The sequence below is a fragment of the Bradyrhizobium diazoefficiens genome (genome assembly GCF_016612535.1).
Classification (GTDB): Bacteria; Pseudomonadota; Alphaproteobacteria; order Rhizobiales; family Xanthobacteraceae; genus Bradyrhizobium; species Bradyrhizobium diazoefficiens_C.
In genome coordinates, this window is record NZ_JAENXS010000002.1 from 2,463,531 (window position 1) to 2,490,476 (window position 26,946).

Below are 26,946 nucleotides of genomic sequence, written 5' to 3' on the forward strand. Positions count from 1 at the left end.
GATAGAGCACGCGAGCAGCCCTACGTCCCCTTCGGCCGCACGATCGCCCAGCCGATGCGCAATAATTGCTGACGCCCGGTCACCAGCCATTCGAAGGCGCGCGGCACTTCCGGCACGATGCCGGGGAAGCGCGCGAGGATTTCGGGCGGCGGAGTCCCGGCGGTGTCGGAGGCGCGCCAGACCACGACGCCGCCGGTCTCGGTGAATTTGGCCGGCGTCACCCACGGCGTACGCGCGGGCGCGGCATCGATGAAGAGATGTGGGCGGCCGGAATGCAGCGCAATCAGGCTTGCAAGCTGGGTTTCACCCGCGACAGCGCGCAGACGATGGTTGGTGCGGCGGGCAAAGCTGTCGTCGAAGAAATCGGAGATCGCCCGCGCCGGCATCGAGGTCGCGATCTCGCCGGTGCCACTCCACGGCAGAAACAGCACGGCCAGCACGACGCCGGCGGCCGGCGCCACGATGGCGGCGACCCACACCGTGCGCAGCATCCGTGCGCGGCGCATCGCAATGAGATCGCCGGCGACCACGACCACGGCAAGGCCCGACATGACCAGCACAATTCCGGCGCCGCCGACGACGGCGTCTAGCCCGAACAAGCCGGAGATCAGAACCGCACCGAGCGCCGGCGCCAACGCGAAGAAATAGACGAAGTTGCGTCCCAGCGGCTCGACCGTCGGCCGGTAGATGATCGGCGCTTCCTCGCTCTTGCCGGCGAACAGGCCGGTGTTGAGGAATGTCAGCACCGGAACCGCCACGGCGCCGAGCACGAGCCCGCCGAGCAGCCAGGCGGCGTGCAGCGCGCGGGCGCCGAGTTCAGCAACTTGCGGCAACGCCGGCAGCACCAGTGTCTCGGCGCGCATCTGCCAGACGGCATAGGGCAGCGCCAGCACGGCAACGACGACGAGCGCGAACAACGGGTCGAGCGCGCGTAAGGTCCGCCGCCCGCCGGCGGTCGAGAGCGCGAAAATGACGAGCAACGCGAGCAGGAAGATCGCCGCCGGCGTGGTCAGTAACAGCAGGCCGGCCTCGATCGACCAGGCGAACCAGGCATTGCCGCGGCGTTGGCCGATGATCTGCCAGGAATGCAGCAGCAATAGCATCCACAGCGGCCGCGCCAGCACCAGGGGACCGAAATCGAGCGCGGAGGAGGAGAAGGCCAGCACCGTCATGGTCAGAAGCACGGCGAGCACCGCCTGCTGGGTGCCGACCACGGCGCGGGACAAATGATAAAGCGTGATGAAGGTCGCGATCTCGCAGAGCTCGGCCAGGACGTAGACGCCGAACATGTGGCCGCCCGCGGCGCGATAGGCGATATCGGCAAGCCAAATCGACAGCGGCGGGCCGAGATCAGTGCCGACCTGGTATTCGCGGCCGAAGGCCAGGAGCGTCGCGAGGTTGCCGGGCGGACTGCGGTAGAACAGCAGCGCCACCAGCAGCCACATCGCGGCCTGCGAGAGCACGGCAATCCAGACGATCAGCCGCGGCCGGGCGCGAATGAGCTCGATGACCAGGGAGGTAAACCGCATGCAACGCCCGCAAGATGCAGCCAACCCGTCCAGCCGGCCCTATTCGCTCACATCTGTTTTGATAAAGGGCGCTGCGCGTTGTGGCAACGACAGTCTGCTCTGGAGGCTCGCTGACGTATCGATGTCCACGGTCGCGTCCATCTGCACCTCGACCTCGGTCACAGAGAACAGGTCCTGCACCGGCTGAACGGTCCAAGGCATGTGCTTGGCGCGGGCAGCGGCGACGGGAGCAAAGAAGCTGCGGTGGTGGACGGTGGGGCCGAGGCGGTTGAGCGCATCGAGATGCTCGGGAACGCCATAGCCCTTGTGCTGCTCGAAGCCGTAGCCCGGGCAGTCCTGCGCCAGCGCGCACATCAGCCGGTCGCGCGTCACCTTGGCAACGATCGAGGCGGCCGCAATCGACAGCACGATGCCGTCGCCGCCGATCACGGCCTCGCAGTCGCAGGCCGTATCGAGGCGGTCGCGGCCGTCGACGAAGACGTGCTTGGGCGATTCGGGCAGCGCCACCACCGCGCGCTTCAGTGCCCATAGCGAGGCACGCAGAATGTTGTCGCGGTCGATCCGGGCGCGTGAGGCAACGACGACCGAGACCTGGGCGGTGGCGCAGATCTTGTCGAACAGTCTTTCACGCTCTTCCGGCGTCAGCCGCTTGGAATCGTCGATGCCGCGCGGGATGCGGGCGGGATCGAGAATCACCGCGGCCGCCACCACGGGGCCGGCCAGCGGGCCGCGGCCGGCCTCGTCGCAGCCTGCGACCGGCCAGACGCCGCGCTTGATCAGCGCGCGCTCGCGGCGGAAGCTCGCCTTCGCCGGCGTGGCCTTGTTGGCAACGTCCTTCGTTGGTGCCTCTTTGACTGGCGTCTTGGCGGACTTGTCCCGAATCATGGCCGGGATCGTGCGCAAGCGGACTCGGTTGCGCAACCGGGAACCCGGGACAATTCCCGTTATTCAGTGCTGTCAATCTTAGGCTGGTGCGGACCAAGAGAGCGGGCATCCTAGAACAGGCTGAGCTGATCTCCGTTCTTCTTCGGCCGGGCAAAATGATCCGTCGTCAGCTTCGAGCGGCGCTTGTTGAGCCCGAGCCTGTCGCAGGCGATCTCGAAGCGGCGGCCGATGGTCCAAGCCATCGGGCCCGTGCCCTTCATCCGCTCGCCCCATTTCGCGTCGTAATCGCGGCCGCCGCGCATGTCGCGGATCAGCGTGAAGACGTGGCGGTAGCGATCCGGATAGTTCGCCATCAGCCATTCGCGGAAGAGATCGCGCACCTCCAGCGGCAGCCGCAGCAGCACGTAGGAGGCTTCCTTGACGCCGGCATGGGCGGCGGCATCGAGAATGCGCTCGATCTCGGAATCGTTCAGCGCGGGGATCACGGGCGCGACCATCACGGTGGTCGGAATGCCGGCCTCCGAGAGCTGCTTCAGCGCCTCCAGCCGCTTCGGCGGCGTCGCGGCCCGCGGCTCCATGGTGCGCGCGAGCTTCGGATCGAGCGAGGTCACGGAGATCGCGACCTTGGCGAGGTTGCGCTTGGCCATGCGCGCGAGAATGTCGATGTCGCGCACGACCAGCGCGGACTTGGTGACGATGCCGACGGGGTGGCCGGCGCGCTCCAGCACTTCGAGAATGCCGCGCATGATTTTGCGCTCGCGCTCGATCGGCTGGTAGGGATCGGTGTTGGTGCCGATCGCAATCATCCGCGGCTCGTAGCCGGCTGCGGCGAGCTCTTTTTCGAGCAGCGCCGGCGCCTCGGGCTTGGCAAACAGCTTCGACTCGAAATCGAGCCCCGGCGACAGGCCGAGATAGGCATGCGTCGGCCGCGCGAAGCAATAGACGCAGCCATGCTCGCAGCCGCGATAGGGATTGATCGAACGGTCGAAACCGATGTCGGGGGACTCGTTGCGGGTGATCACCTTGCGCGAGGTGTCGATGCCGACCGTGGTCTTGAATGGCGGCAGCTCTTCCAGGCTCTGCCAGCCGTCGTCGAAGGCGACGCGCGCCTCGGCCTCAAAGCGGCCGCTTGCATTCGATCGCGCGCCCCGCCCTCGCCTGCGCTGGCGGTCGATGGCGACCGCCAGCTCAGGAAAGTCAGAAGGCGCACCCGCCGGCTCGGAGGGCGCCGTGACCGGCGGGTGCTTGAGAGCAGAAGAAGATGCTGGACTCATGAAGCCAAGATAGCATGTCATAAGAACAAATCAAGAACACAAACGAAAAACGCGAAAACAACCCCATGCACAGTAGCTGCCCAAAGTCGGAGCGCGCGCCTTTGACCTCACGCAACACCATCGTCATCGCGATCTCGTTTGATGCCCGTCAGGGATCAATCACGTGGGAACACGGTTGATAGCGATCGCCGGGTGGAGGTCTCCATGAATATGACAAATCAACAACAATCGCGTGTCGCGAGCACTGATCTCGATCTGCTCGATCGCTATTGGCGCGCGGCGAACTACCTCTCCGTCGGGCAGATCTATCTCCTCGATAACCCGCTGCTGCGCGAGCCCCTGCGGCCAGCGCACATCAAGCCGCGTTTGCTCGGCCATTGGGGCACGACGCCTGGGCTGAATTTCATCTATGCGCACCTCAACCGCGTCATCCGCGCGCTGGATCTCGACGTGCTCTATGTCTGCGGTCCCGGCCATGGCGGCCCGGGCATGGTCGCCAACACCTATCTGGAGGGCAGCTACAGCGAGATCTATCCGAACATCGCGCGCGATACGGACGGATTGCACAAGCTGTTCAGGCAGTTCTCATTCCCCGGCGGCATTCCGAGCCACGCCGCGCCGGAAACGCCGGGCTCGATCCACGAAGGCGGCGAACTCGGCTACGCGCTGGTACATGCCTATGGCGCGGCATTTGACAATCCCGACCTGATCGTCGCCTGCGTGGTCGGCGACGGCGAGGCCGAAACCGGCCCGCTCGCGGCCTCCTGGCACTCGAACAAGTTCCTGAATCCGGCGCATGACGGCGCGGTGCTGCCGATCCTGCATCTCAACGGCTACAAGATCGCCAACCCGACCGTGCTCGGCCGGATGCGTGATGACGAGATCCGCGATCTCTTCCGCGGGTTCGGCCACGAGCCGTTGTTCGTCGAGGGCGACGATCCCCAACTGATGCACCGGGCGATGGCGGATGCGTTCGACGTCGCGATCGCCAGCATCCACTCGATCCAGCAGCACGCCCGCGACGGACGTACAAGCAGCGAGCGGCCGCGCTGGCCGATGATCGTGCTGCGCAGCCCGAAGGGCTGGACCGGCCCGAAGGAGGTCGACGGCAAGAAGGTCGAAGGCTTTTGGCGGGCGCATCAGGTGCCCGTTGCGAGCTGCCGCGAAAACCCGGCGCATTTGAAAATTCTCGAAGACTGGATGCGCAGCTACGAGCCGGAAAAACTGTTCGACGCCAACGGCACACTCATTCCGGAGCTTCAGGCGCTGGCACCCGAAGGCAATCGCCGCATGGGCGCCAATCCGCACGCCAATGGCGGGCTGTTGAAGAAGGAGCTGAAACTACCGGACTTCCGCAGCTTCGCGGTGGATGTGCCGCAGCCCGGCGGCGCCACCGCAGAAGCCACGCGCGAGTTCGGCAAATTCCTGCGCGACGTCGTTCGTCTCAACGCGAACGAGCGCAATTTCCGCATCATGGGTCCGGACGAGACCGCGTCGAACCGGCTCGATGCCGTGTTCGAGGCGACCGAACGGGTCTGGATGGAGCCGATTGAATCCTACGACGTGCATCTCGCGCAGGACGGTCGCGTGATGGAGGTCTTGAGCGAGCATCTCTGCCAGGGCTGGCTCGAAGGGTACCTGCTCACGGGGCGGCACGGCTTCTTCTCCTGCTACGAGGCCTTCATCCACATCGTGGACTCCATGTTCAACCAGCACGCCAAATGGCTCAAGGTGACGCGGCATTTGCCGTGGCGGCGCCCGATCGCCTCGCTGAACTATCTCCTGACCTCGCATGTCTGGCGCCAGGACCATAACGGCTTCAGCCATCAGGACCCCGGCTTCGTCGATCTCGTCGCCAACAAGAAGGCCGATATCGTCCGCATCTACTTCCCGCCGGATACCAACACGCTGCTGTGGATCGCCGATCACTGCCTGCGCACCTACAACCGCATCAACGTCATCGTCGCCGGCAAACAGCCGGCGCCGCAATGGCTGTCGATGCAGGAAGCTGCCACGCATTGCGATGCCGGTATCGGCACATGGACCTGGGCCGGAAACGAGGACGCAGGCCGCGAGCCCGACGTTGTGATGGCCTGCGCCGGCGACGTCCCGACCCTGGAAACGCTCGCCGCCGTCGATCTCCTGCACGAAGCGCTGCCGGATTTGAAGATCCGCGTCGTCAATGTCGTCGATCTCATGACGCTGCAACCGAAGGAACAGCATCCGCATGGTCTCAGCGATCGCGACTTCGACAGCCTGTTTACATCAGACAAGCCGGTGATCTTCGCCTATCATGGTTATCCTCACCTGATCCACCGGCTGACCTACAACCGGAGCAATCACGCCGGACTGCACGTGCGCGGCTTCATCGAAGAAGGCACCACGACGACGCCGTTCGACATGGTCGTGCTCAACGAGCTCGACCGCTATCATCTCGCGATCGAGGCGATCGACCGCGTGCCGGGGCTCGCGATCAAGGCCGCGCATGTGAAGCAGCAATTCCGCGACAAGCTGATCGAGCATTCGCGTTATGTGCGCGAGCATGGCGAGGACATGCCGGAAATCCAGGAATGGGTCTGGCAGAACAGTGCCGGTGGTCACACGCCCGGCGAAGCCGGGGACTGAAGGCGCCCATGTCCGACACGGTCCTCGTCCTCAATGCCGGCTCGTCGAGCATCAAGTTCGGCCTGTTCAAGATCTCGGCGAGCGAGCCTGCCCTGCTCTGCAGGGGCCTGCTCGACGAGCACGAGGCCAGGCCTCGCCTTGTGGCAAAGAGCCCGTCGGGCGAGATCCTGTTCGAGACGCAGAAGGAGGCGTCGGATACCGGCGGCGGTCATCTGCTCGCCGATGTGCTCGGCTTCATCGCTGACCATTTTGGCGAAAGCCGCCTGCGCGCCGTCGGCCACCGCATCGTTCACGGCGGCCCGGACTATTCGGGTCCGGTCGAACTGACTGACGAGGTCTACGCCAAGCTGGAGGCGCTGACACCGCTGGCACCGCTGCACCAGCCGCGCTGTCTCGCGCCGGTCCACTCCGTGAGGACGATCAGACCCGACCTGACGCAGATCGCCTGCTTCGACACCGCGTTCCACCACGGCATTGCCGCGCCCGCGAGCCGTTTCGCCATCCCGCGGCGTTATGAAACACGCGGCATCCGGCGCTACGGTTTCCATGGGCTCTCGTTCGAATACGTTGCTGGCCGTCTCGCGGAGATCGCGCCGGAGCTCGTGGAGAAGCGCACCGTCATCGCGCATCTCGGCAATGGCGCGAGCCTGTGCGCGCTCCGCAAGGGCGAGAGCGTCGACACCACGATGGGGCTGACGCCGCTCGACGGACTGGTGATGGGCACCCGCTGCGGCACCATCGATCCCGGCGTGCTGCTCTATCTGCAACAGCACGAGAAGATGTCGGTCGAAGCGGTCCAGCACCTGCTCTATCACGAGTCCGGCCTGCTCGGAGTCTCCGGTATTTCCTCGGACATGCGGGCGCTGCTCGCTAGCAGCGAGGCCGCGGCGCGGGAAGCGGTCGATCTCTTCACTTTTCGTGCGGCGCAGGACATCGCGGTGATGGCGAGCACGCTGGGCGGACTGGACGGCCTCGTCTTCACCGGCGGCATCGGCGAGAATGCCGGGGAAATCCGCAGCCGGATCGGCGAGCGGCTCGCCTGGCTCGGCGTGCGCATCAATGCTGCGGCCAATGACGCAGCGCATGAGCGCATCAACGGCGGCGACAGCGCCGTCGACGTCTTCGTCATCCCGACCAACGAAGAACTCACGATCGCGCGGCATTGCGCTGCGGTGCTGTGACACCTCTCCCTATGGGAGAGGTGAACCGCGTCCTGGGCTTGCATCTACGAAAAATATCCGCGCTCAGTGAACGCCGGCAAAGATCTGGATGCACCCGATCACGACCTCGATCACGATCAGCACCACCACCGCGATTTCGAGGCGCAGCGAACGCTGGGTATCGATGATGTCGGTCAGCGCATCGGCCGTCTCCGCGACGACCGTGAGCTTGCGCTCAAGCGTGTCGAGCCGTTCCTTCAGCTCGTACTCGTCTTCAAGACGCGCATAGAGCCGGTCGAGCTGCGGCTTCTCCCAGAGGGCATCGGGCTTTTCGGCAACCGCGACGCGGCCGGCGACGCGCTGCTGGACCAGCAGCGCATTGCCGATCAGTTGCAGAATGCCCTTGCGCTTCCGCGATGTACGGCCCTTCTCGGCGAGTTCCCGCGCAAAAGGCTCGATGACATCGAAGACCGCAGCGACGCGCCGCTCGTCGCGCGCCAGCGACGTGCTTTTGGCGAGTGCGTCCGCGATCAGCAGCAGCCGCTCGTCGGAAAATTTCGAGAGGTTGATCGGCCCGCCGGGCTGGATCGCCTCGGCGTTTTCGTCGTGGCAGAGCTGCGCCTGCGCAGTCTCCTCCTCATAGGGGCTGAGCTCGCCGATCACGCGCGACTTGAGACCGTCGAGGAGGACCTTCTCTTCCGACGGCAACAGCCCAATCAGCACCACGACGCCGTAGCGGAAGATCACCGCAAGGCCGCCATGGACGCGGAAGGCCGCCGGCGTCGAGGACACCAGCGCGCCGATCTCGAGCCCCGATGGATTGATGCGTTCGCCCAGCATCACGGCGCGGATCCGCAAGGTCGGCGCGGCGTCCGGCTTCGGCGACGTCGGCGTCGCGCCAATGGGAAGTTGATCGGCATTCATTGGACACATCGGAAGAGAAAAACCTCGTTTGAAGCTCGCGAAACCCAAATTCGCCGAAACATTCGGCAACATGACCACCCCGCGCGCGACATATTCGGCTGCGATGGACTGGCGGCGGTTTACCATCGCACGCCGAAACGCCGCCGGAAAGTTGCACTCGGCAACGCCGCGTGTTTATGACAACATCATAACGAGCTACGCTTCTCCCGAATTGCGGACATCGAAGCCTCAACCATGCTGAGCGTCATCATTCCGACCGAAGGCGTCGAGCAGACGGCGGTCGCAACTCTGGCCGCGCTGGTACCCGGCGCCGCTGCGGGCATCATCAAGGAAGTTCTGCTGGTCGACGGCACCCGCAACGGCGTCATCGAGCGCGTTGCCGACGTCGCCGGCTGCCGTTTCATCGGCTACGAGGGATCCTCGCAAGGCGCAGCACTGGCTGCCGGCGCGCTCCAGGCCCGCTCTCCCTGGCTGATGTTCCTCCCTGCCGGCGCGGTGCTGGAAACCGGCTGGATCGACGAGACCACCCAGTTCGTCCAGGCCGTCTCGGCCAGCGGCCGGGATCGTGCGGCCGTGTTCCGCTACGCCCGCTCGCCTTACGCCGATACCGGCTTCCGCGACTTCCTGCGCTCGGTGGCCCGCAAGCTCGTCGGTCCCCTCGGCGATCAGGGACTTTTGATCGCGCGTGATCATTACGACCGGATCGGCGGCTACCCGCCCCAGGCCCGCCGTTCCGAGGCGCGCCTGTTACGGCGGCTCGGCCGCTCCTCCCGGACACTGCTGCGCAGCCGGATCGTCATGGTCGGGTGATCTCACCTGATACTTGCCAAAGTCAAATAATTGTTTGACAATGGCAAATATCGAGGTGTCCCATGCCAATCGACGGTACCGACGACCAGATCGCCGCGGTTCGCGCCTTCAACCGCTTCTACACCCGCAAGCTCGGTGTGCTCGACCAGCATGTTGGGCAGAGCCCGTTCTCGCTCAGCGAGGCCCGCGTGCTCTATGAGCTCGCGCATCGCGACGAGCTTTCGGCCAAAGAGATCGGAAGCGAGCTTGGTCTCGATCCCGGCTATCTCAGCCGCATCGTCCAGAGCTTCGACGAGAAGGGGCTGATCTCGCGACGGCCCCTGCCTACAGATCGCAGGCAATACCAGCTCAGCCTCACGGCCAAGGGACGCCAGACCTTCGCCAAGCTGAACCTGAGCTCGCAAAACGAGGTCGCCGCTATGCTGGCTCGGCTTCCGGCCGGCGATGCAACGCGGCTGACGCAGGCCATGGCGACCATTGAGGCTGTGCTGGAGCAACGTCGAAGCCAGCCCGCTTCTATCGTGCTGCGCAGCCATCGCGTCGGTGACATGGGCTGGGTCATCTCCAAGCAGGCGGCTGCCTACGCCGCGGATTACAACTGGGATATCAGCTACGAGGCGCTGGTCGCCGAGATCTGCGCACAGTTCATCAAGACCTACGACGCCACGCGCGAGCATTGCTGGATCGCGGAAGTCGGTGGCGAGCCGGTCGGCTCGATCTTTCTGGTCAAGGCCACGGACGAGATCGCAAAACTCCGCCTGTTGCAGGTGGAGAAGAAGGCACGCGGGCTCGGTGTCGGCCGCGCGCTGGTCGAACAATGCATGCAGGGCGCTCGCGAGAGAGGCTATCGCCGCATGACGCTATGGACGCAGAGCATTCTGGTCGCCGCGCGCGGCATCTACCAGAGCGCCGGCTTCAAGCTCGTGAAGGAGGAGAAGCACCACAGTTTCGGTGCCGATCTGGTGGGCGAGACCTGGGAGCGGGATCTCTAATTATTTGACTACGAGCGAGATGCGCGCATTGCTGTGCCCTCGCCCCTTGTGGGAGAGGGCAGCGACGCTGGTGGACGCGGGCTCATTTGGGTGAGGGGTCTGTCTCCACGAGCGTAGCTTTCTCGCATCGCATTGGCGGATAGATACCCCTCATCCGGCGCTTCGCGCCACCTTCCCCCACAAGGGGGGAAGGAAGAAGGCAACTACACCGTTGCGCCCTGCGCTTTCGGCCTGCGCAGATGCTCGTCCAGCCGCGGCATGATCTCGACGAAATTGCAGGGGCGCGTACGGTAATCGAGCTGGGCCGCAAGGATGCCGTCCCAGCCATCGCGGCAGGCGCCGGGCGAACCGGGGAGACAGAAGATGTAGGTCGCCCCCGCAACGCCGGCGGTGGCGCGGCTCTGGATCGTCGAGGTCCCGATCTTGGCGTGGCTCAGCATGTGGAAGGCGATCGAGAAACCATCCATGCGCTTCTCGAACAGCGGCTCGATCGCCTCCGGGGTGACGTCGCGCCCGGTGAAGCCGGTGCCGCCTGTGGTGATGACGACGTCGATGCCGGCGTCCGCAATCCAGCGGCGGATGACGGCGCGGATCGCCTCGACATCATCGGTGACGATCTCGCGCGCAGCGAGACGATGGCCCGCCGCGGTGAGACGATCGACGAGCGTCTGGCCGGACTTGTCGTCGGCGAGCGCACGGGTGTCGGAGACGGTGAGCACCGCGATATCGAGCGGGATGAATTGCTTGGATTCGTCGATGGAAGACATTGCTCATTCCTCTCGTGTCCCGGACGCCGCGCAGCGCGAAGCGGTGCGCCGCAGAGCCGGGACCATTGTGAGAGACGCAAGGACCGGCATTGTGGGCCCCGGCTCAGCAGCGCAGCATTGCATGCCGCGCTGCGTCCGGGGCACGAAGCCTTCCTTACTACCCCCCGCCGCCGAACGTGTTGCAGGCCTGCACCTTGCCCTGTTGATAGCCGGTCATGAACCATTGCTTGCGCTGCGCAGCGGAGCCGTGGGTGAAGGAATCAGGCACCACGCGCCCCGTGGCCTGACGCTGCAGCGTATCGTCGCCGATCGCGCTCGCGGTGGTCAGCGCGGCGTCGATGTCGCCCGTCTCGAGGAAGTTCGGACGCTTCTTCGCCTCGCGATTGACCCAGACGCCCGACAGGCAATCAGCCTGCAATTCGACCTTGACCTGGAGCGCATTGGCCTCCGCCTTGCTGCCGGCCTGCTGTTGCAGCCGCGTCACCTTCGGAAGGATGCCGAGCAGGTTCTGGATGTGATGGCCGGCCTCATGGGCGATGATGTAGGCGGTGGTGAAGTTACAGGCGGACTTGCCGGAGCAGCCGTGGAAGCGCGTCTCGACCTCGCGGAAGAAGCCGGTGTCGAGGAAGATGGTCTTGTCCGGCGGACAGTAGAACGGGCCCATCGCCGATTCTGCACGGCCGCAGCGGCCGCCATTGGTGGCGTTGCGGAACAGCACGACCTTCGGACCGGTGTAGGACTGGCCGCTCGCCTGGAAAATCTCGCTCCAGCGATCGTCGATCTCGCCGAGGATGCCGGAGATCATGCTGCCCATCTCGTCGGTCGGCGCGCCGCGCTTGGCGGTTGAGGACGATTGGCGATCGCTCTGGTAGCTCGGCGCCTGGCCGCCGCCGGTGAGGATCTCGGCACCGCCGATCAGGACGCGCGGATCGATGCCGAAGGCGTAGCCAACCAGGCCGAGCACGATGATGGTGCCGATGCCGAGGCCACCGCCGCCCATCGGCAGGCCGAACCCGCCGCCACCTCCACCGCCGCCACCATCATCGCCGCGACGATCTTCGACGTCGTCGCTGCGGCGGAAATCATCGTAGCGCATAGTGGGCTTCCCTCAGGTCGTCGATTGCATCGTGCGGGCACGCAGGAACGCGAAAAGCTCAACGCGCACAGACGTAAAATTTCCATTGCGTTAATCAATATCCCGCCCGGCAATTATTGCCTAGTGCGACAGCGTGCGACGCCAGCAATTTTTTCCGAGGGCCGTGCAAATTTTTCCGAGAGAAATTTGCAGTCACTTTGGCGACCCGGATGCTCCCGCAACGCGAAGAAACGCGAAATACACTGTAAAACGCGGCGATTGCGCGCAACGAAACGCGCGCAGCGCGCGATGCGGGGCTTGCTCACAAAAGCAGCGGGTTAAGTCGATTTTTACTTTGCCGCTTCATTGTAACGGTCAGTCGGTTGTTTGGTCCCGCGTCGCCGACAGCGTCGCCTGAGTCAGAGTTCTTGAGTCATGGTAGTGTCGCGTCGCGGGGCGTCTGCAAGGGCGCCCCGCACAAACTTTGAGTCCGCTTCGCACAGCATCATCCTCGGCGATTGCGTTGCCGAGATGTCGAAGCTTCAGGCTGGTAGCGTCGATCTGGTGTTCGCAGATCCGCCCTACAATCTCCAGCTCAAGGGCGATCTCAAGCGCCCCGACGAATCCCATGTCGATGCCGTCAACGACGACTGGGACAAGTTCGACTCGTTCTCCGCCTATGACGATTTCACCCGCGCCTGGCTGCTCGCCGCGCGCCGCGCGATGAAGCCGTCGGCGACGATCTGGGTGATCGGCTCCTACCACAACATCTTCCGCGTCGGCGCGATCATGCAGGACCTCGGCTTCTGGCTCCTGAACGACATCGTCTGGCGCAAGACCAACCCGATGCCGAATTTCCGCGGCCGCCGCTTCACCAACGCGCACGAGACCATGATCTGGGCCGCGCGTGACGAGAAGGCCAAGGGCTACACGTTCAACTACGAGGCGCTGAAGGCGGCCAACGAGGACGTTCAGGCACGCTCCGACTGGCTGATCCCGCTCTGCACCGGCGAGGAACGCCTCAAGGGCGCCGACGGCAAGAAGGTGCATCCGACGCAAAAGCCGGAAGGCCTGCTCGCACGCGTGCTGCTGTCGTCGTCGAAGCCCGGCGATCTCGTGATCGATCCCTTCAACGGCACCGGCACCACCGGCGCCGTCGCCAAGCGTCTCGGCCGCTCCTATATCGGCTTCGAGCGCGACAAGACCTATGCCAAGGCGGCGCAAGCCCGCATCGCCGCGGTCGAGCCGCTGCCGGACGCGAGCCTTGCCCCGTTCATGACCGCGCGCGAAGCGCCGCGAGTCGCGTTCTCCGAGCTGATCGAGCGCGGCATGATCATGCCTGGCGCAAAACTGTTCGACGCCAAGAAGAAGCTTGGCGCGCTGGTCCGTGCCGACGGCGCCATCATGTTCGGCGACAAGGTCGGCTCGATCCATCGCATGGGCGCGGTGGCGCAAGGCGCGCAGGCGTGCAACGGCTGGACCTTCTGGCATGTCGAGACCAAGAAAGGTCTCAAGCTGATCGACGAGTTCCGTGCGGAGATCCGTGCCGGCATGGCGGCGGAGTAGCCGCCCACTTGTAGGGTGGGCAAAGGCGCAAAGCGCCGTGCCCATCATCTCTCCAACAGATTGATGGAATTGATGGGCACGCTATCGCTTTGCCCACCCTACGGCACTGGACGCCGCGGATACGAAGGCGATCGGCCTTTGTTACGCCGGCTGATCTGCGCGGCGCGCAGATACCGCCCGGCGATCTCGCCGGTTGCATCCCATAACAAGGTTCAGGCAAGAGAAGGCCGCCCCGCGGCAATGATGCTTGCACCAACATTTGGGAGACGCCCGATGCTCAAATTCTATTTCAACGGATCGCCGAACCCGACCAAGGTGGCACTCTATCTGGAAGAGGCCGGTCTGCCGTTCGAGCCGGTGAAGATCGACACCCGCAAGGGCGAGCAGTTCACGCCAGACTATCTGAAGATCAATCCGAACGGCAAGGTGCCGGCGATCGACGACAACGGCACGATCGTGTTCGACAGCAACGCCATCCTGCTCTATCTCGCCGAGACAACCGGCAAGTTCCTGCCCGCCGCCAACGTCCGCGGCGAGACGCTGTCCTGGCTGATGTTCATCGCCACCGGCCTCGGCCCCTTTTCGGGCCAAGCCGTGCACTTCAAGCATTTCGCGCCGAAGGATCAGAACCACGACTACGCCCATAACCGCTACCAGTACGAGACCGATCGCCACTACAAGATTCTCGACGCGCACCTCGAAGGCCGCCGCTACATGGTCGGCGACAGCTATTCGATCGTCGACATGGCGCTGTGGGGCTGGGCGCGGATGGTGCCGTTCAAGCTCGGCGACGACGCCTTTGCGCGCTACCCGAACGTGAAGCGGCTGGTCGACGAGATCTCGGCGCGGCCGGCAGCGGCGCGGGCGATCGCACTGAAGGACAAGTTCACCTTTAAGGCCGAGATGGACGACGAGGCGAGAGCCAACATGTTCAAGCACATGACGACCAAGGTCGCCTGACAACCAAAAACACCGGCGGGCCGAAGGCGCCCGCCGGTTGAGAACTCCCTATGTCCGGTCCGGATCAACCGGCAGCCGCACGCCGATCCTGCTCCGGAAACGGACCCAGCGCCTTCTCGGTCAAAACCGAGTCGCAATACTCCCGGATCTCCTTGATCTTGCCGTCCTCGAGCCGAAACACCAGGCAATAGTCGTTGTCGTAGCGCACGCCCTCGGGCGTGATGTTGTCGCCCTTGGCCTCCACCACGACGATGTCGCCATCGGCGATGAAGCGCTCGGCGACCGTGCGCGTCCGGTCGCGCAGGCGGGTCCGCACATAGCCGTGCAGATCGTTGAGGATCGCGTCCCTCCCCGTGAAGGTGCGCGACCAGGAGTACTGGCCGGTGACGATCCATCTTGCGTCGTCGGCAAGGCTTGCGGTGAACAGGGCGCGATCGCGCACCGTCGGATCGGGGTTGGCGGCGGCGGCGAAAATATCCTGCATCAGCTTCTTGTTGGCGCTCGCGCTCATGGCGGCATCTCCGTTCAGTGACAACACGGAGATCATCGCGGTGTAGCGACAATTCTTCAAATCGATAGAGAATATGGTATCTATTCGCCTCATGAATTTGAATTCGCTCGACCTCAACCTATTGACCGCGCTCGACGCGCTGCTGCGCGAGGCCAATGTCAGCCGCGCCGCCCTGCGCATCGGGCTGTCGCAGCCGGCCGCGAGCCACGCGCTGCAACGCCTGCGCGACATCTTCGGCGACCCGCTGCTGGTGCGTACCGGCGCGCGGATGGAGTTGACGCCGCGGGCGCAAGCCCTGCGCGCGCCGCTGGCACAGGCGCTCGACCAGATGCGCTCTCTGTTCGTGCCCGACGAGTTCGATGCCGCGCGCAGCGAGCGGCAATTCCGATTGATGATGCCGGATCTCGCGGTCGAGCTGCTGATGCCGCCTTTGATGGAGAAGGTGACGAAGGCCGCGCCGAACGTCCGCATCGACGTCGTGCCGTGGCGGGGCCCTGCGATCTTCCACGCCGAGTTCGCCCGCACCATCGATCTCGTGATCTCGATTGGCAATGCGTTCAAAGGCTTTCACCGCCAGCTGCTCTACACCGACAGTGACGCGCTGGCGGTGCGGCGCGGCCATCCCATGGGCGTCAAGCTCAAGCGGCGGGAGGTCTTCCTCGCCGCACGCCATGTCGGCGTGATCATCCGCGGCAACAGCGAGGATCTGATCGACACCTGGCTGCGACCTAAGGACATCGAGCGGCACATCTCGCTGGTCGTGTCAGGCTATCTGGAGGCGTTGCACGTCGCCGCCCGCACCGACCTCGTCGCCTTCGTGCCGCGCCGGCTGATCGCGGCGCTTTCGAAGCAGTTCGGTCTTGTCACGGTGACGCCGCCGCTCGATCCCGGGATCGACGAGCAGTTCATGTTCCACCCGACGCGGGCGCAGATGGATCCGGGCTCGATCTGGCTGCGACGGTTGATGCTGGAGACGGGACGGGGGTTGGAGAAGAAGGTTTCGTAGGGTGGGTTAGCCCCGCGGATTGCGCGAAGCGCAAACCGCTCAGCGTAACCCACTACTACTGTCTCCGCGGAAATTAAAGAGGTGGGTTATGCTACGCTAACCCACCCTACAAGAGGCCTTACGCCTTCTGTGCGTCCATCACCTTGCGCACCGCGGGCCGATCCGACATGCGCTTGAAATGGTCGGCGATCTTTGGGGTCGCGTTGATGTCGACGCTGTCGCCTTCGAGCCAGTGCGAGAGCGTGTGGAGATAGGGATCGCAGATCGTGAACTGATCGCCCATCACCCACGGTCCTCTCAACATCTTCTGCTCGATCAGGGCGAAGCAGGCACCCATTGTCTTCGGAACCATCCGCTTCATGTCGGCGAACGAACTCTCCTCCGTGGCCCAGCGCGGACCGCGCCCCTTGTGCGCATGCGCCACATGCACGGTGGAGCAGAGATAGGAGTTGAACGACTGCACCTGGGCGAAGTCGAAGGGATCGTCGAGCGGCGCGAGCTTCGCCTTGGGGAAGGTTTGCGCGATGTAGGCCAGCATCGCCGGCGTCTCGGTGAGGACGCCGCGATCGGTCACCAGCGCCGGCACGCGGCCCTTCGGGTTGATGGCGAGATAGTCCGGGCTGTTCTGCTGGTTGTCCTTGAAGCTCAGGCGTTCAGCCGCGTAGTCGGCGCCGGCCTCCTCCAGGGTCATGTAGGTGGCGAGTGCGCAGGTGCCGGTGGCGTAGTAGAGCTTGAGCATGTCTGACCTCATGGGAAAGCTGGAAAATAACGGCTGCCGTCCCTGGGGTCTATAGCACGCTGTTCTACTGCTTTGCTCTTCGCAGTTGCCCACATCCGCCCGCCTGTGCCAAGACGCCTCAATTGGAGGGGGTTTGTCATGACGGTACTCATCGCCGGCGGCGGCATCGGCGGGCTGACGCTTGCGCTCAGCTTGCACGGAATCGGCGTGTCCGTAAAAGTCTTCGAGAGCGTCGCGGAGCTGAAGCCGCTCGGCGTCGGCATCAACGTGCTGCCGCATGCGGTACGCGAGCTGATCGAGCTCGGGCTGATGGACAAGCTCGACGCCAGCGGCGTACGCACCCGCGAGCTTGCCTATTTCTCCAAGCACGGCAGGCCGATCTGGAGCGAGCCGCGCGGGCTGGAAGCCGGTTACAAATGGCCGCAATTCTCGATCCATCGCGGCACGCTGCAGCAGCTCCTGCTCGACATCGCGATCGAGCGGCTCGGCCGCGACAACATCTTGACCAGCCATCATCTGACCGGGTGGACCGAAGCGACCAGCGGCGTGCGCGCCGATTTCGTCGACAGGGCGACCGGCAAGGCCGCGGGGACTTACGACGGTGCGATCATGATCGCCGCCGACGGCATCCATTCCGCCGCGCGAGAGAAGCTTTACCCCGACGAAGGCCCGCCGATCTGGAACGGCCGCATCCTCTGGCGCGGCGTGACGCCTGCAAAGGCCTTCCTCACCGGCCGCACCATGATCATGGCCGGGCACGAAATCCTGAAATTCGTCTGCTATCCGATCAGCAAGGCGCCGGACGCCGCGGGCAACCATTTGATCAACTGGGTCGCCGAGCGCCACATGCCGCCGACCTATCAGTGGCGTCGCGAGGACTACAACCGCACCGCGCGGCTGGAAGAGTTTCTGCCCTGGTTCGAGAGCTGGCAGTTCGACTGGCTCGACGTGCCCGGGCTGATCCGGAACTGCCCGCACGCCTATGAATATCCGCTGGTCGACCGCGATCCGGTCTCGCAATGGACCTTTGGCAAGGTGACGCTGATGGGCGATGCCGCGCATCCGATGTACCCGATCGGCTCGAACGGCGCGTCACAGGCGATCCTCGATGCCCGCACCATCACCCGCGAGATTTTGGCGCACGGCCCGACGCAGGCGGCGCTGCTCGCCTATGAGGCCGAGCGGCGGCCTGCGACCACCGACCTCGTGCTGCTCAATCGCAAGAATGGCCCCGAGCAGGTGATGCAGCTCGTCGAAGAGCGCGCGCCGGATGGTTACGGCGTTGTGACCGACGTGCTGTCGCAGAAAGAGCTGGAGGACATCGCCGCGAATTACAAGCGCGTCGCGGGATTTCAGGTGGAGGCGCTGAATGCGAAGCCGGCGATTGTGAGCAAGGACGCGCGCGCGGGAGCGTGAGTTCGGTCCAAGATCCGTGACTCGCACGAAGCGAGATGCACGTTGATGTGCCCTCGCCCCTTGTGGGAGAGGGCAGCGACGACAGTAAACGCAGACTCGCTCGGGTGAGGGGTATCTCTCCGCGCTCACCTCTCACAATTGAATTCGCCGACAGATACCCCTCATCCGGCGCTTCGCGCCACCTTCCCCCACAAGGGGGGAAGGGAAGAAGGAGCGCGCCGTTACACTATCTGCCAACCACCCTCGCCGCTTCCAGTAGCCGCTCGCTCGCCGTGGCCGTTGCCAGCACCGTACCGTCTCCGGCCATCAGCTTGGCCTCGACGAACGCAATGGTCTTGCCGAGCTGCGTCACCTTGGCCTCGGCGATGATCGGACCGGGCTTTGCGGGGCTGAGAAAATTCACGGTCATACTGATGGTGGTGGTGTAGAGCCGGCCCTCGGTCATCACCAGCACGGCGGGGCCCATGGTGTCGTCGAGCATGGCCGAGAGCATACCGCCCTGGATGAAGCCCGCCGGGTTGCAGAACTCCGGCTTGCCCTCGAAGCCGAGCTTGAGCCAGCCGTCCTCGGGACGGGCCTCGAGCAGGCGCCATCCCAGCAGCTCGGCGCAGGGCGGCCTCTTGAAGTTGTCGAGCGCGGTCTTGACCATCGAGAGCCTCCATTTCGACCCTCGTAGCGTAACCCTGCTGCCACCTTGCTGTCAGCAGAGTGCGCATCGCCTAGAGATTCAGCGCGTGCGCGATCACCTTGCGCATGACGTTGGGCAGCGCCTCGTCGGCCAGGGTCGCGATCGGAACCCAGCGCATGCCTGCGGGTGCGCGGGTGCGGGCTTCTGCCCTCGCCGTGTAGACCACGAGCTCCAGCGGAAAATGCGTGAAGACGTGCGTGACCACGCCCACCTTGCGCTGCCAGCGCGACAGCCCGTTCAACTTCGGCGCCTGCCGCTTCGCGACCGCATCGTCCTGAGCGGCGAGCCAGTCTGAACCCGGCACTTCTGTCATGCCGCCAAGCAGACCCTTTTCAGGGCGACTTCGGACCAGCAGCTCGTCGCCGCGCGTGACGACGAAGGCGGCACCGCGCCGCAAAGTGCCGCTCTTCTTCGGCGCCTTGCGCGGAAACGTCTCCTGCGATCCCTGCACGCGCGCCGTGCAATCCTCGTTCAGCGGACACAGCGCGCAGGCCGGATTCTTCGGCGTGCAGATCGAAGAGCCCAAATCCATCAAGGCTTGGGCACTATCGCCAGCGCGGGAATTGGCAAGCAGGGTCGCTGCCAGCTGCTGGATCCGCGGCTTGGCCTGCGGCAACTCCTCCTCGACCGCGAACAGGCGCGACACCACGCGCTCGATATTGCCGTCGACCGGCATGGTATGGCGATCGAAGGCGATCGCCGCGATCGCTGCCGCCGTGTACGGCCCGATGCCCGGCAGAGCGCGCAGGCCTTCCTCAGTCTCGGGAAAAGCGCCACCATGCTCGCGCGTCACCGCGACCGCGCAGGCATAGAGATTGCGCGCACGCGAGTAATAGCCGAGCCCGGCCCACATCCGCAGCACGTCGTCCAGCGAAGCCCGCCCCAGCGCCGTGACGTCAGGCCAGCGCGCGACGAATTTTTCGAAATAGGGCCCGACTGCCTTCACCGTGGTCTGCTGAAGCATGATCTCCGACAGCCAGACGCGATAAGGATCCGATGCCTCACCGGGCGCGGCACGCCACGGCAGCCTGCGGCGGTGGCGGTCGTACCATCGCAGAAGTGCGATCGGGCGCGACGAGGTCTCTGCCTGACGGGGTTCCGATTTCGCCTTCAGCGCGGATTTGGGGCTCATGCTCTTACTGTAGCGACGTCACGACAATCTCTCCACGTCATGCCCACGCTCGTCGCGGGCATCCACGTCTTTCTTCAGGAGGAGAACGTGGATGGCCGGGACAAAGCCCGGCCATGACGCCAGAGAGCCTCTGCGGCTCGCACTCCGGCATGCTATAAGGGGCAATGTCCAAATTCCCTCCCAAACCCGGCCCCATCAGCGCCAAGCCGCTCGGCATCCTGCTCAACGACGTCTTTGCCGAGGCCTATGCCAAGCAGGGTTTTGCGGCGCGCGAGCTGGTGACGCGGTGGGCGCAGATCGCGGGACCTGAGATCGCCGCCCATGCCGAGCCGCTGAAGATGCAATGGCCGCGGCCGGTCGAGGGCCAGCCGCAGGAGCCGGCGACGCTGGTGCTCCGGGTTGAGGGGCCGATGGCGCTGGAGATCCAGCACTCCGCCGACGTAATTCTGGAACGGGTCAACCGCTTCTTCGGCTGGAGCGCGGTCGGCAAGCTCGCCTTCCGCCAGGCCCCCTTGTCGCGGTCAAGGCGTCCCGTGAGGCCCGGCCCACCGGACTCCAAGGCCGTTGCCGAGGTGGCGGAGAGCCTGGGCGCCATCGAAGATGAAGAATTGAAGACGGCGCTGGCGCGGCTCGGGGCCGCCATCAAGCGAAATTGAGCCCCATTCCGGCGTGAATCCGGACCCGTCCCTGCCGGTCGCCATTGCCTCAAACCACGTTTCAAGCTAGCGACAGGCCGCCCGGGAACCTCGATATGAGCCTCGGGGCGAGACCAAGCCAATTCGGGAGCCGACCTTGATCATCACCCGCCGCGCCTTCACCACGATGCTGTCGCTGACCGGTCTTGCCGCGGTTGCCGGGCTCTCGCCGCTGCGGTTCATCTCTGACGCCATGATCCCCAAGGCAATGGCGCAGGCTGCCGCCGACGTCGCCAAGCCGGTGTCGCTGCCCGACATGGCGCTGGGCTCCAAGGACGCCCCCGTCACCATCACCGAATACGCTTCGATGACCTGCCCGCACTGCGCGGCTTTCAACGAGCAGGTGTTCCCCAAGATCAAATCGGAATACATCGACACCGGCAAGGTGCGTTACATCTTCCGTGAGTTCCCGCTCGACATCAAAGCGGCGGCCGGCTCGATGCTGTCGCGCTGCATCGCCAATGGCGACGCGGCGAAATATTTTGCGGTCACCGACATGCTGTTCCGCCAGCAGAATGACTGGGTGGTGAAGAACACCACGGAGACGCTGACGCGGATCGGCAAGCAAGCCGGCCTCACCCAGCAGCAGGTCGAGGCCTGCCTGAAGGATCAGGCGCTGCTCGACAAGATCGCCGCCGACCAGAAATATGCCAGCGACGTTTTGAAGGTCGACTCGACACCGACGTTCTTCATCAACGGCGAGAAGATCAAGGGCGAGACCTCGTTCGAGGAGTTCGCCAAGAAGATCAATCCGCTGCTGAAGAGCTGATTCGCTCGTCAAGATCCTGATTCGCATCTCAAAAGCCGTATTTTTCCCCGCATAAATCCCTTGGGAAAAGCGGCTTTCGCAGGTTGCCCTCGCGGCGCACCGCGGCCATTGTCCGCCGCATGAGGCGCCTCGCGCGACTCGCCCGGATACCGACAATGCCTTCCATGGTATTGTCCCGGCAGGGGGATTCGCGCCTGCCAACAGAGATGCGTGCTTATGAAAATCACCCGCCTGCGCCTTCACGGCTTCAAATCCTTCGTTGAGGCCACCGACTTCGTCATCGAGCCCGGCCTGACCGGCGTCGTCGGACCCAACGGCTGCGGCAAGTCGAATCTGGTCGAGGCGCTGCGCTGGGCGATGGGCGAGACCTCGTACAAATCGTTGCGCGCCGCCGACATGGACGCGGTGATCTTCGCCGGCTCCGGCAACCGTCCCGCGCGCAACCACGCCGAAGTGACGATGACCATCGACAATTCCGATCGCACCGCGCCGGCGGCGATGAACGACAGCCAGCTGCTCGAAATCTCCCGCCGCATCGAGCGCGAGGCCGGCTCGGTCTATCGCATCAACGGCCGCGACGTGCGCGCCCGCGACGTGCAGATTCTGTTTGCCGATGCCGCCACCGGCGCGCGCTCGCCCGCGCTCGTCCACCAGGGCAAGATCGGCGAGATCATCCAGGCCAAGCCCGAGCAGCGCCGCCGCGTGCTGGAAGACGCCGCCGGCGTCGCCGGCCTGCACGCCCGCCGCCACGAGGCCGAGTTGCGGCTGAAGGCGGCTGAGACCAACCTCACCCGCGTCGAGGACGTGATCGGCCAGCTCGCAGGCCAAATGGAGGGCCTCAAGAAACAAGCCCGGCAGGCCGTGCGCTATCGGGAAGTCGCCGCCAAGGTCCGCAAGGCCGAAGCCACGCTGTTCCATCTGCGCTGGATCGGCGCGCATGCCGACGTCAACGAATCCGGTCACACCCATGATCTCGCCGTCCGCGAGATGGCCGAGCGCACCCAGCACCAGGCCGAAGCCGCCCGCATCCAGGCCATCCGCGCCGCCGAAATGCCGGCGCTGCGCGATGCCGAAGCGCGTGCGGCCGCCGGGCTGCAGCGCCTCACCAATGCCCGCGAGCTGCTCGACCGCGAGGAAGAGCGCGCCAAGGAGCGCGTCGCCGAGCTCGAGCGCCGTCTCGCCCAGTTCGAGGGCGACATCTCGCGTGCCCAGCAGCAGACCATGGATGCCGACGTCGCGCTGCAGCGGCTCGACAGCGAAGATGCCGAGCTGAAGGAAGAGATCAAGTCGCGCGTCGAGAAGCGCTCCGGCGTCGATGAGCGCGTCGCCGAGGCCGAGGCGGTGCTGACCGAAACCGAGCAGCAATTCGCCGAGCTCACCACCGCGCTCGCCGATCTCACCGCCAAGCGCAACCAGTTAGAGGCCAACGTCCGCACCCATCGTGACAAGCTCGCCCGGCTCGAGCAGGAAATCGCAAATGTCACGGCGGAAGAGCAGAAGCTCGCCGCCGAGACCGGCGGCTTCGGCGATCTCGACGAGCTGACCGCAACGGTCGAGACCGCCGAGCAGACGCTTGCCGCGTCGGAAGCCGCCGCGCAGGCGAGCGAAGCTGCCCATGTCGCCGCCCGCCAGACGCTGGAATCCTCGCGCACGCCGCTGGTCGAAGCCGACAAGCGCGTGCAGCGGCTCGATACCGAAGCGCGCACGATCTCCAAGATCGTCAACGGCGAGACCAAGAATCTGTGGCCGCCGATCATCGACGGCATCACTGTCGACAAGGGTTTTGAAAAGGCGATCGGTGCCGCGCTCGGCGACGACCTCGACGCGCCGGTCGATCCGTCGGCGCCGATGCGCTGGACCAATGCCGGCGTCACCGACGGCGATCCGGAACTGCCCGAGGGCGTCGTGCCGCTCGCCAGCCACGTGCAGGCGCCGGCCGAGCTGACGCGCCGACTGGCGCAGATCGGCGTGGTGCCGCGCGAGCGCGGCGCTGAGCTCGTCTCGCAGCTCAAGACCGGCCAGCGGCTGGTCTCGCCCGAAGGCGATGTCTGGCGCTGGGACGGTTTCGTCGCCGCCGCTCACGCTCCGACCGGTGCCGCGCGCCGCCTGGCCGAGCGCGCCCGCCTCGTCGACATCGAGAACGAGCTGGAGCAGGCCCGCATCGACGCGCAGATCAACCGTCAGGCGCTGGAGAACGCCGAGTCCGAGTTGCAGATGGCTGCGAGCACCGAAGGTGCCAGCCGTGAAGCCTGGCGCGCCGCACAGCGCGAGCTGAACGTCGCACGTGAACGCCATGCCACCGCCGAGCGCGAGATCAGCCGCCACGCGGCGCGCAAGGCGACGCTGTCGGAAGCGCATAGCCGTCTCGCCGCCGACCGCGCCGAGGCCGAGGCTGCTTACGAATACGCCGAGGCCGGCATCAACGAGTTGCCGTCGAGCGAGGACACCGAGACCCGTCTGGCCGCCGTCCGCAGCGACATCGAAGGCCATCGCCGCATGGCCGCCCAGGTTCGCGCCGAGGCGCAGGCGCTGGCGCGCGAGGCCGAGCTCGCCGATCGCCGCGTGCAGGCGATCCTCGCCGAGCGCACCGAATGGCAGAACCGCAAGGAGAGCGCGGCCTCCCACATCGACACTATCCAGGCTCGTATCGCCGAAGTCTCGATCGAGCGCAGCGAACTTGAAAACGCACCTGCTGTCTTCGCCGAGAAGCGCAGCGCGCTGATCACCGAGATCGAATACGCCGAGAACGACCGCCGCATGGCCGCCGACGCGCTCGCAAGCGCGGAGACCGCGATGGCCGAGACCGATCGCGTCGCCAAGCTGACGTTAGAGGCGCTCTCCAGCTCCCGCGAGGCAACCGCTCGCGCCGAGGAGCGCATGGAAGGTTCGCGGCGCCGGCTCGAGGACATCGAGCGCGAGATCCGCGACATGCTCGAAGTCGAGCCGCAGGCCGTTGCCGGCCTCGCCGAGATCGAGCCCGGCGCCGAGCTGCCGCCACTGCACGACATCGAGGAAGACCTTGAAAAGATGCGCCGCGACCGCGAGCGCCTGGGCGCGGTCAACCTGCGCGCCGAGGAAGAGCTGCGCGAGGTCGAGACCCAGCACACGAGTCTCGTCACCGAGCGCGACGACCTCGTCGAAGCCATCAAGCGGCTGCGCCAGGGCATCCAGAGCCTCAACAAGGAGGCCCGCGAGCGGCTCTTGACCTCGTTCGAGGTCGTCAACAACCACTTCAAGCGCCTGTTCGTCGAGCTGTTCGGCGGCGGCGAGGCCGCGCTGCATCTGATCGAGAGCGACGACCCGCTGGAAGCCGGCCTCGAAATCATCGCCAAGCCGCCTGGCAAGAAGCCGCAGACGCTGTCGCTGCTCTCGGGCGGCGAGCAGGCACTGACCGCGATGGCGCTGATCTTCGCGGTGTTCTTGACGAACCCCTCGCCGATCTGCGTGCTGGACGAAGTCGACGCACCGCTCGACGACCACAACGTCGAGCGCTACTGCAACCTGCTGCATGAAATGACCGGCTCGACCGACACGCGCTTCATCATCATCACGCACAACCCGATCACGATGGCACGGATGAACCGCCTGTTCGGCGTCACCATGGCCGAGCGCGGCGTCTCGCAGCTGGTCTCGGTGAACCTGCAAGAGGCGGTGGACATTCTCGACCAGAATGTGGCGTGATATCTCTGCCGTCATTCCGGGCTCGCGGCGCGAGAAGCCGGAATGACGGCAGGCAAACATGATCTCACCCACCCTCCCCGCCGAACTCAAAGCTGCGCTCGACGCCAGGCTGCAGGGCTTCTCCCGCACCGACGCTGCGCAGCGCTCGCAGAAAATCTCGACCAATTATCGCTCCGGCGGCGGCTCCGGCACGATCAAGTCCGAAGCCGATGCGCTCGCCTATGCGCTGGCGCGCATGCCGGCCACCTACGCCGCCGTCGCCGCAAGCCTGAACGCGCTGACCGAGATGGCGCCGGATTTTGCCCCGGAAACGCTGCTCGACGTCGGCGCCGGCCCGGGCACTGCGAGCTGGGCCGCCGCGGAGGCCTTTCCGTCGCTGCAGGATTTCACCCTGCTCGATTCCAACGCCACGCTCAGCCGGCTGGCGCTCGAGCTCGCGCAGGACAGCTCGCGGCTGGCAGAGTGCCGCTATCTTCCGGGCGATGCCGGCAGCAACCTCGCCGAGGCCTCGCAAGCCGATCTCGTCGTCGCCAGCTACATCATCGGTGAGCTCAGTGAGAGCGATCAGCGCAAGCTCGCGGAGACGATGTGGGCGAAAGCGCGCCACGCGCTGGTCGTGATCGAGCCCGGCACGCCCGCCGGCTACGCGCGCATCCTCGCGCTGCGCCAACAGCTGATCGCGGCCGGCGCTTTCGTCGCCGCGCCCTGCCCGCACGAAAAGCCCTGTCCGCTCGCGGCTCCCGATTGGTGCCATTTCAACCAGCGCCTGCCGCGCTCGCAAGCGCACCGCCAGATCAAGGGTGCCGACGTGCCGTTCGAGGACGAGCGCTTCATCTACGTTGCCCTGACCCGCACGCCGCCCGCAGTCCGCGCCGCACGCGTGCTGGCGTCGCCCGATGTCGGCAAGGCCGAGATCACGGCGAAGCTTTGCACCGAGGACGGTGTTGCCATCACGAAGGTGCCGCGCCGAGATAAGGCCGCCTATGCAGACGCCCGGCGCTGGCGCTGGGGCGATGCCGTCATGTCCGAAAGTTAACCTGATTACCTGCGTTTGCCTTGAACTCGGATGGTTCCTGATCCGACCAAGCCTTACCTTCTCCTGCGCCGGGGCTCTCGCTCCGCGCCAATTTGGTCTAGGCTGCGCCCGCCTTCTTCTCCCTTCAGGAGTTCTCCATGTCGACCGGCTGGATCGTTCTCGGCGTCATCGTCGTCCTCGTGTTCTTGGCCTTCAGCGCCTACAACCGGCTGGTGGCGTTGGGCCAACGCGTCGGCCAGGCCTTTGCCGACATCGACGTGCAGCTCAAGCAACGCCACGACCTGGTCCCGAACCTGGTCGAGACCGTGAAGGGCTATGCCTCGCACGAGCGCGGCACGCTCGACGACGTCGTCAAGGCGCGCAACTCGGCGATATCGGCGCAAGGGCCGGCGCAGGTGTCCGCCGCCGAGAATCAGCTCTCCGGCGCGCTCGGCCGGCTGATCGCGCTGTCGGAGGCCTATCCCGACCTCAAGGCCAACGCCAATTTCCAGCAGCTTGCGAGCGAGCTCTCCGACCTCGAGAACAAGATTGCGGCCAGCCGCCGCTTCTTCAACAGCGCGGTCCAGGAATACAACACCGGCATCCAGCAGATGCCCGCCGCGCTGTTCGCCGGCATGTTCGGCTTCACCAAGAAGGACTTCTTCGATCTCGGCGCGAGCCGCACCGAGGTCGAGGCGGCGCCCCAGGTGAAATTCTGATCTGAGCC

At 65.3% G+C, this 26,946-nt stretch carries 23 protein-coding genes; 13 read left to right on the top strand and 10 right to left on the bottom strand.

Going from position 1 to position 26,946, the window contains the following annotated elements; all coding sequences use genetic code 11:
- Window positions 1-20: 20 nt before the first annotated feature.
- The 3 genes from JJE66_RS28405 to JJE66_RS28415 form a co-directional block, all read right to left on the bottom strand.
- Window positions 21-1,529 carry a glycosyltransferase family 39 protein gene (locus JJE66_RS28405; protein ID WP_200517752.1) on the bottom strand — a complete coding sequence of 503 codons (1,509 nt, stop codon included), beginning with the start codon at window positions 1,527-1,529 and terminating at the stop codon, window positions 21-23.
- A gap of 39 nt (window positions 1,530-1,568) precedes the next feature.
- Window positions 1,569-2,414: a ribonuclease HII gene (locus JJE66_RS28410; RefSeq protein WP_246756565.1), complete on the bottom strand. Its 846-nt coding sequence runs from the start codon at window positions 2,412-2,414 to the stop codon at window positions 1,569-1,571.
- Between the two features lie 110 nt (window positions 2,415-2,524).
- Window positions 2,525-3,688, bottom strand: coding sequence for a PA0069 family radical SAM protein (locus JJE66_RS28415; protein WP_200518864.1), 1,164 nt, complete (start codon window positions 3,686-3,688; stop codon window positions 2,525-2,527).
- A 210-nt stretch (window positions 3,689-3,898) separates the two neighbouring features.
- Here JJE66_RS28415 and JJE66_RS28420 point away from each other — a divergent pair, with 210 nt between their 5' ends.
- Window positions 3,899-6,313 carry a phosphoketolase gene (locus JJE66_RS28420; RefSeq protein ID WP_200518866.1) on the top strand — a complete coding sequence of 805 codons (2,415 nt, stop codon included), beginning with the start codon at window positions 3,899-3,901 and terminating at the stop codon, window positions 6,311-6,313.
- A gap of 8 nt (window positions 6,314-6,321) precedes the next feature.
- The gene (locus JJE66_RS28425; protein ID WP_200517753.1) at window positions 6,322-7,494 is read left to right on the top strand and encodes an acetate/propionate family kinase; all 1,173 of its coding nucleotides are present in this window, start codon (window positions 6,322-6,324) and stop codon (window positions 7,492-7,494) included.
- A gap of 63 nt (window positions 7,495-7,557) precedes the next feature.
- Here JJE66_RS28425 and JJE66_RS28430 read toward each other — a convergent pair whose 3' ends face one another.
- Window positions 7,558-8,397, bottom strand: coding sequence for an RMD1 family protein (locus JJE66_RS28430; protein ID WP_200517754.1), 840 nt, complete (start codon window positions 8,395-8,397; stop codon window positions 7,558-7,560).
- 234 nt (window positions 8,398-8,631) lie between these two features.
- Here JJE66_RS28430 and JJE66_RS28435 point away from each other — a divergent pair, with 234 nt between their 5' ends.
- Window positions 8,632-9,207: a glycosyl transferase gene (locus tag JJE66_RS28435; protein ID WP_200517755.1), complete on the top strand. Its 576-nt coding sequence runs from the start codon at window positions 8,632-8,634 to the stop codon at window positions 9,205-9,207.
- A gap of 62 nt (window positions 9,208-9,269) precedes the next feature.
- Entirely contained in the window at window positions 9,270-10,199 is a 930-nt protein-coding gene (locus JJE66_RS28440; protein ID WP_200517756.1) for a helix-turn-helix domain-containing GNAT family N-acetyltransferase, read from the top strand.
- Window positions 10,200-10,402: 203 nt separating this feature from the next.
- On the opposite strand, the gene moaB is transcribed toward JJE66_RS28440, so the two are convergent.
- Together moaB and JJE66_RS28450 are read right to left on the bottom strand one after the other, a co-directional pair.
- Window positions 10,403-10,966 (bottom strand): molybdenum cofactor biosynthesis protein B, encoded by a 564-nt coding sequence (moaB, locus tag JJE66_RS28445; RefSeq protein ID WP_200517757.1) that lies wholly within the window; start codon window positions 10,964-10,966, stop codon window positions 10,403-10,405.
- A 157-nt stretch (window positions 10,967-11,123) separates the two neighbouring features.
- Complete coding sequence (locus tag JJE66_RS28450; protein ID WP_200517758.1) at window positions 11,124-12,062, bottom strand: neutral zinc metallopeptidase; 939 nt, start codon at window positions 12,060-12,062, stop codon at window positions 11,124-11,126.
- A gap of 414 nt (window positions 12,063-12,476) precedes the next feature.
- Here JJE66_RS28450 and JJE66_RS28455 point away from each other — a divergent pair, with 414 nt between their 5' ends.
- Together JJE66_RS28455 and JJE66_RS28460 are read left to right on the top strand one after the other, a co-directional pair.
- Window positions 12,477-13,607, top strand: a complete 1,131-nt coding sequence (locus tag JJE66_RS28455) for a site-specific DNA-methyltransferase (RefSeq protein WP_283818523.1) — start codon at window positions 12,477-12,479, stop codon at window positions 13,605-13,607.
- A gap of 273 nt (window positions 13,608-13,880) precedes the next feature.
- On the top strand, window positions 13,881-14,567 hold the full coding sequence (locus JJE66_RS28460; protein WP_200517760.1) for a glutathione S-transferase family protein: 687 nt from the start codon (window positions 13,881-13,883) through the stop codon (window positions 14,565-14,567).
- 64 nt (window positions 14,568-14,631) lie between these two features.
- Here the strand turns inward: JJE66_RS28460 and JJE66_RS28465 are convergent, their stop codons facing one another.
- On the bottom strand, window positions 14,632-15,078 hold the full coding sequence (locus JJE66_RS28465) for a nuclear transport factor 2 family protein (RefSeq protein ID WP_200517761.1): 447 nt from the start codon (window positions 15,076-15,078) through the stop codon (window positions 14,632-14,634).
- A gap of 91 nt (window positions 15,079-15,169) precedes the next feature.
- Here JJE66_RS28465 and JJE66_RS28470 point away from each other — a divergent pair, with 91 nt between their 5' ends.
- Window positions 15,170-16,084: a LysR family transcriptional regulator gene (locus JJE66_RS28470; protein ID WP_200518868.1), complete on the top strand. Its 915-nt coding sequence runs from the start codon at window positions 15,170-15,172 to the stop codon at window positions 16,082-16,084.
- Between the two features lie 118 nt (window positions 16,085-16,202).
- Here the strand turns inward: JJE66_RS28470 and JJE66_RS28475 are convergent, their stop codons facing one another.
- Window positions 16,203-16,823, bottom strand: a complete 621-nt coding sequence (locus JJE66_RS28475) for a glutathione S-transferase family protein (RefSeq protein ID WP_200517762.1) — start codon at window positions 16,821-16,823, stop codon at window positions 16,203-16,205.
- A 138-nt stretch (window positions 16,824-16,961) separates the two neighbouring features.
- Between JJE66_RS28475 and JJE66_RS28480 the strand changes: the two genes are divergently transcribed.
- Window positions 16,962-18,239 carry a flavin-dependent oxidoreductase gene (locus JJE66_RS28480; protein WP_200517763.1) on the top strand — a complete coding sequence of 426 codons (1,278 nt, stop codon included), beginning with the start codon at window positions 16,962-16,964 and terminating at the stop codon, window positions 18,237-18,239.
- A gap of 226 nt (window positions 18,240-18,465) precedes the next feature.
- On the opposite strand, the gene JJE66_RS28485 is transcribed toward JJE66_RS28480, so the two are convergent.
- Window positions 18,466-18,888, bottom strand: a complete 423-nt coding sequence (locus JJE66_RS28485) for a PaaI family thioesterase (RefSeq protein ID WP_200517764.1) — start codon at window positions 18,886-18,888, stop codon at window positions 18,466-18,468.
- Between the two features lie 70 nt (window positions 18,889-18,958).
- Entirely contained in the window at window positions 18,959-20,059 is a 1,101-nt protein-coding gene (gene mutY / locus JJE66_RS28490; protein WP_200517765.1) for an A/G-specific adenine glycosylase, read from the bottom strand.
- 164 nt (window positions 20,060-20,223) lie between these two features.
- Here mutY and JJE66_RS28495 point away from each other — a divergent pair, with 164 nt between their 5' ends.
- The 5 genes from JJE66_RS28495 to JJE66_RS28515 all read left to right on the top strand — a co-directional run bounded on the left by JJE66_RS28495 (window position 20,224) and on the right by JJE66_RS28515 (window position 26,938).
- On the top strand, window positions 20,224-20,715 hold the full coding sequence (locus tag JJE66_RS28495; protein ID WP_200517766.1) for a DUF721 domain-containing protein: 492 nt from the start codon (window positions 20,224-20,226) through the stop codon (window positions 20,713-20,715).
- A gap of 136 nt (window positions 20,716-20,851) precedes the next feature.
- On the top strand, window positions 20,852-21,523 hold the full coding sequence (locus JJE66_RS28500) for a DsbA family protein (RefSeq protein WP_200517767.1): 672 nt from the start codon (window positions 20,852-20,854) through the stop codon (window positions 21,521-21,523).
- 216 nt (window positions 21,524-21,739) lie between these two features.
- Window positions 21,740-25,204, top strand: a complete 3,465-nt coding sequence (smc, locus tag JJE66_RS28505; protein WP_200517768.1) for a chromosome segregation protein SMC — start codon at window positions 21,740-21,742, stop codon at window positions 25,202-25,204.
- A gap of 58 nt (window positions 25,205-25,262) precedes the next feature.
- Window positions 25,263-26,240 (top strand): small ribosomal subunit Rsm22 family protein, encoded by a 978-nt coding sequence (locus tag JJE66_RS28510; protein WP_200517769.1) that lies wholly within the window; start codon window positions 25,263-25,265, stop codon window positions 26,238-26,240.
- A 137-nt stretch (window positions 26,241-26,377) separates the two neighbouring features.
- Window positions 26,378-26,938: a LemA family protein gene (locus tag JJE66_RS28515; protein WP_200517770.1), complete on the top strand. Its 561-nt coding sequence runs from the start codon at window positions 26,378-26,380 to the stop codon at window positions 26,936-26,938.
- Window positions 26,939-26,946: the final 8 nt, after the last annotated feature.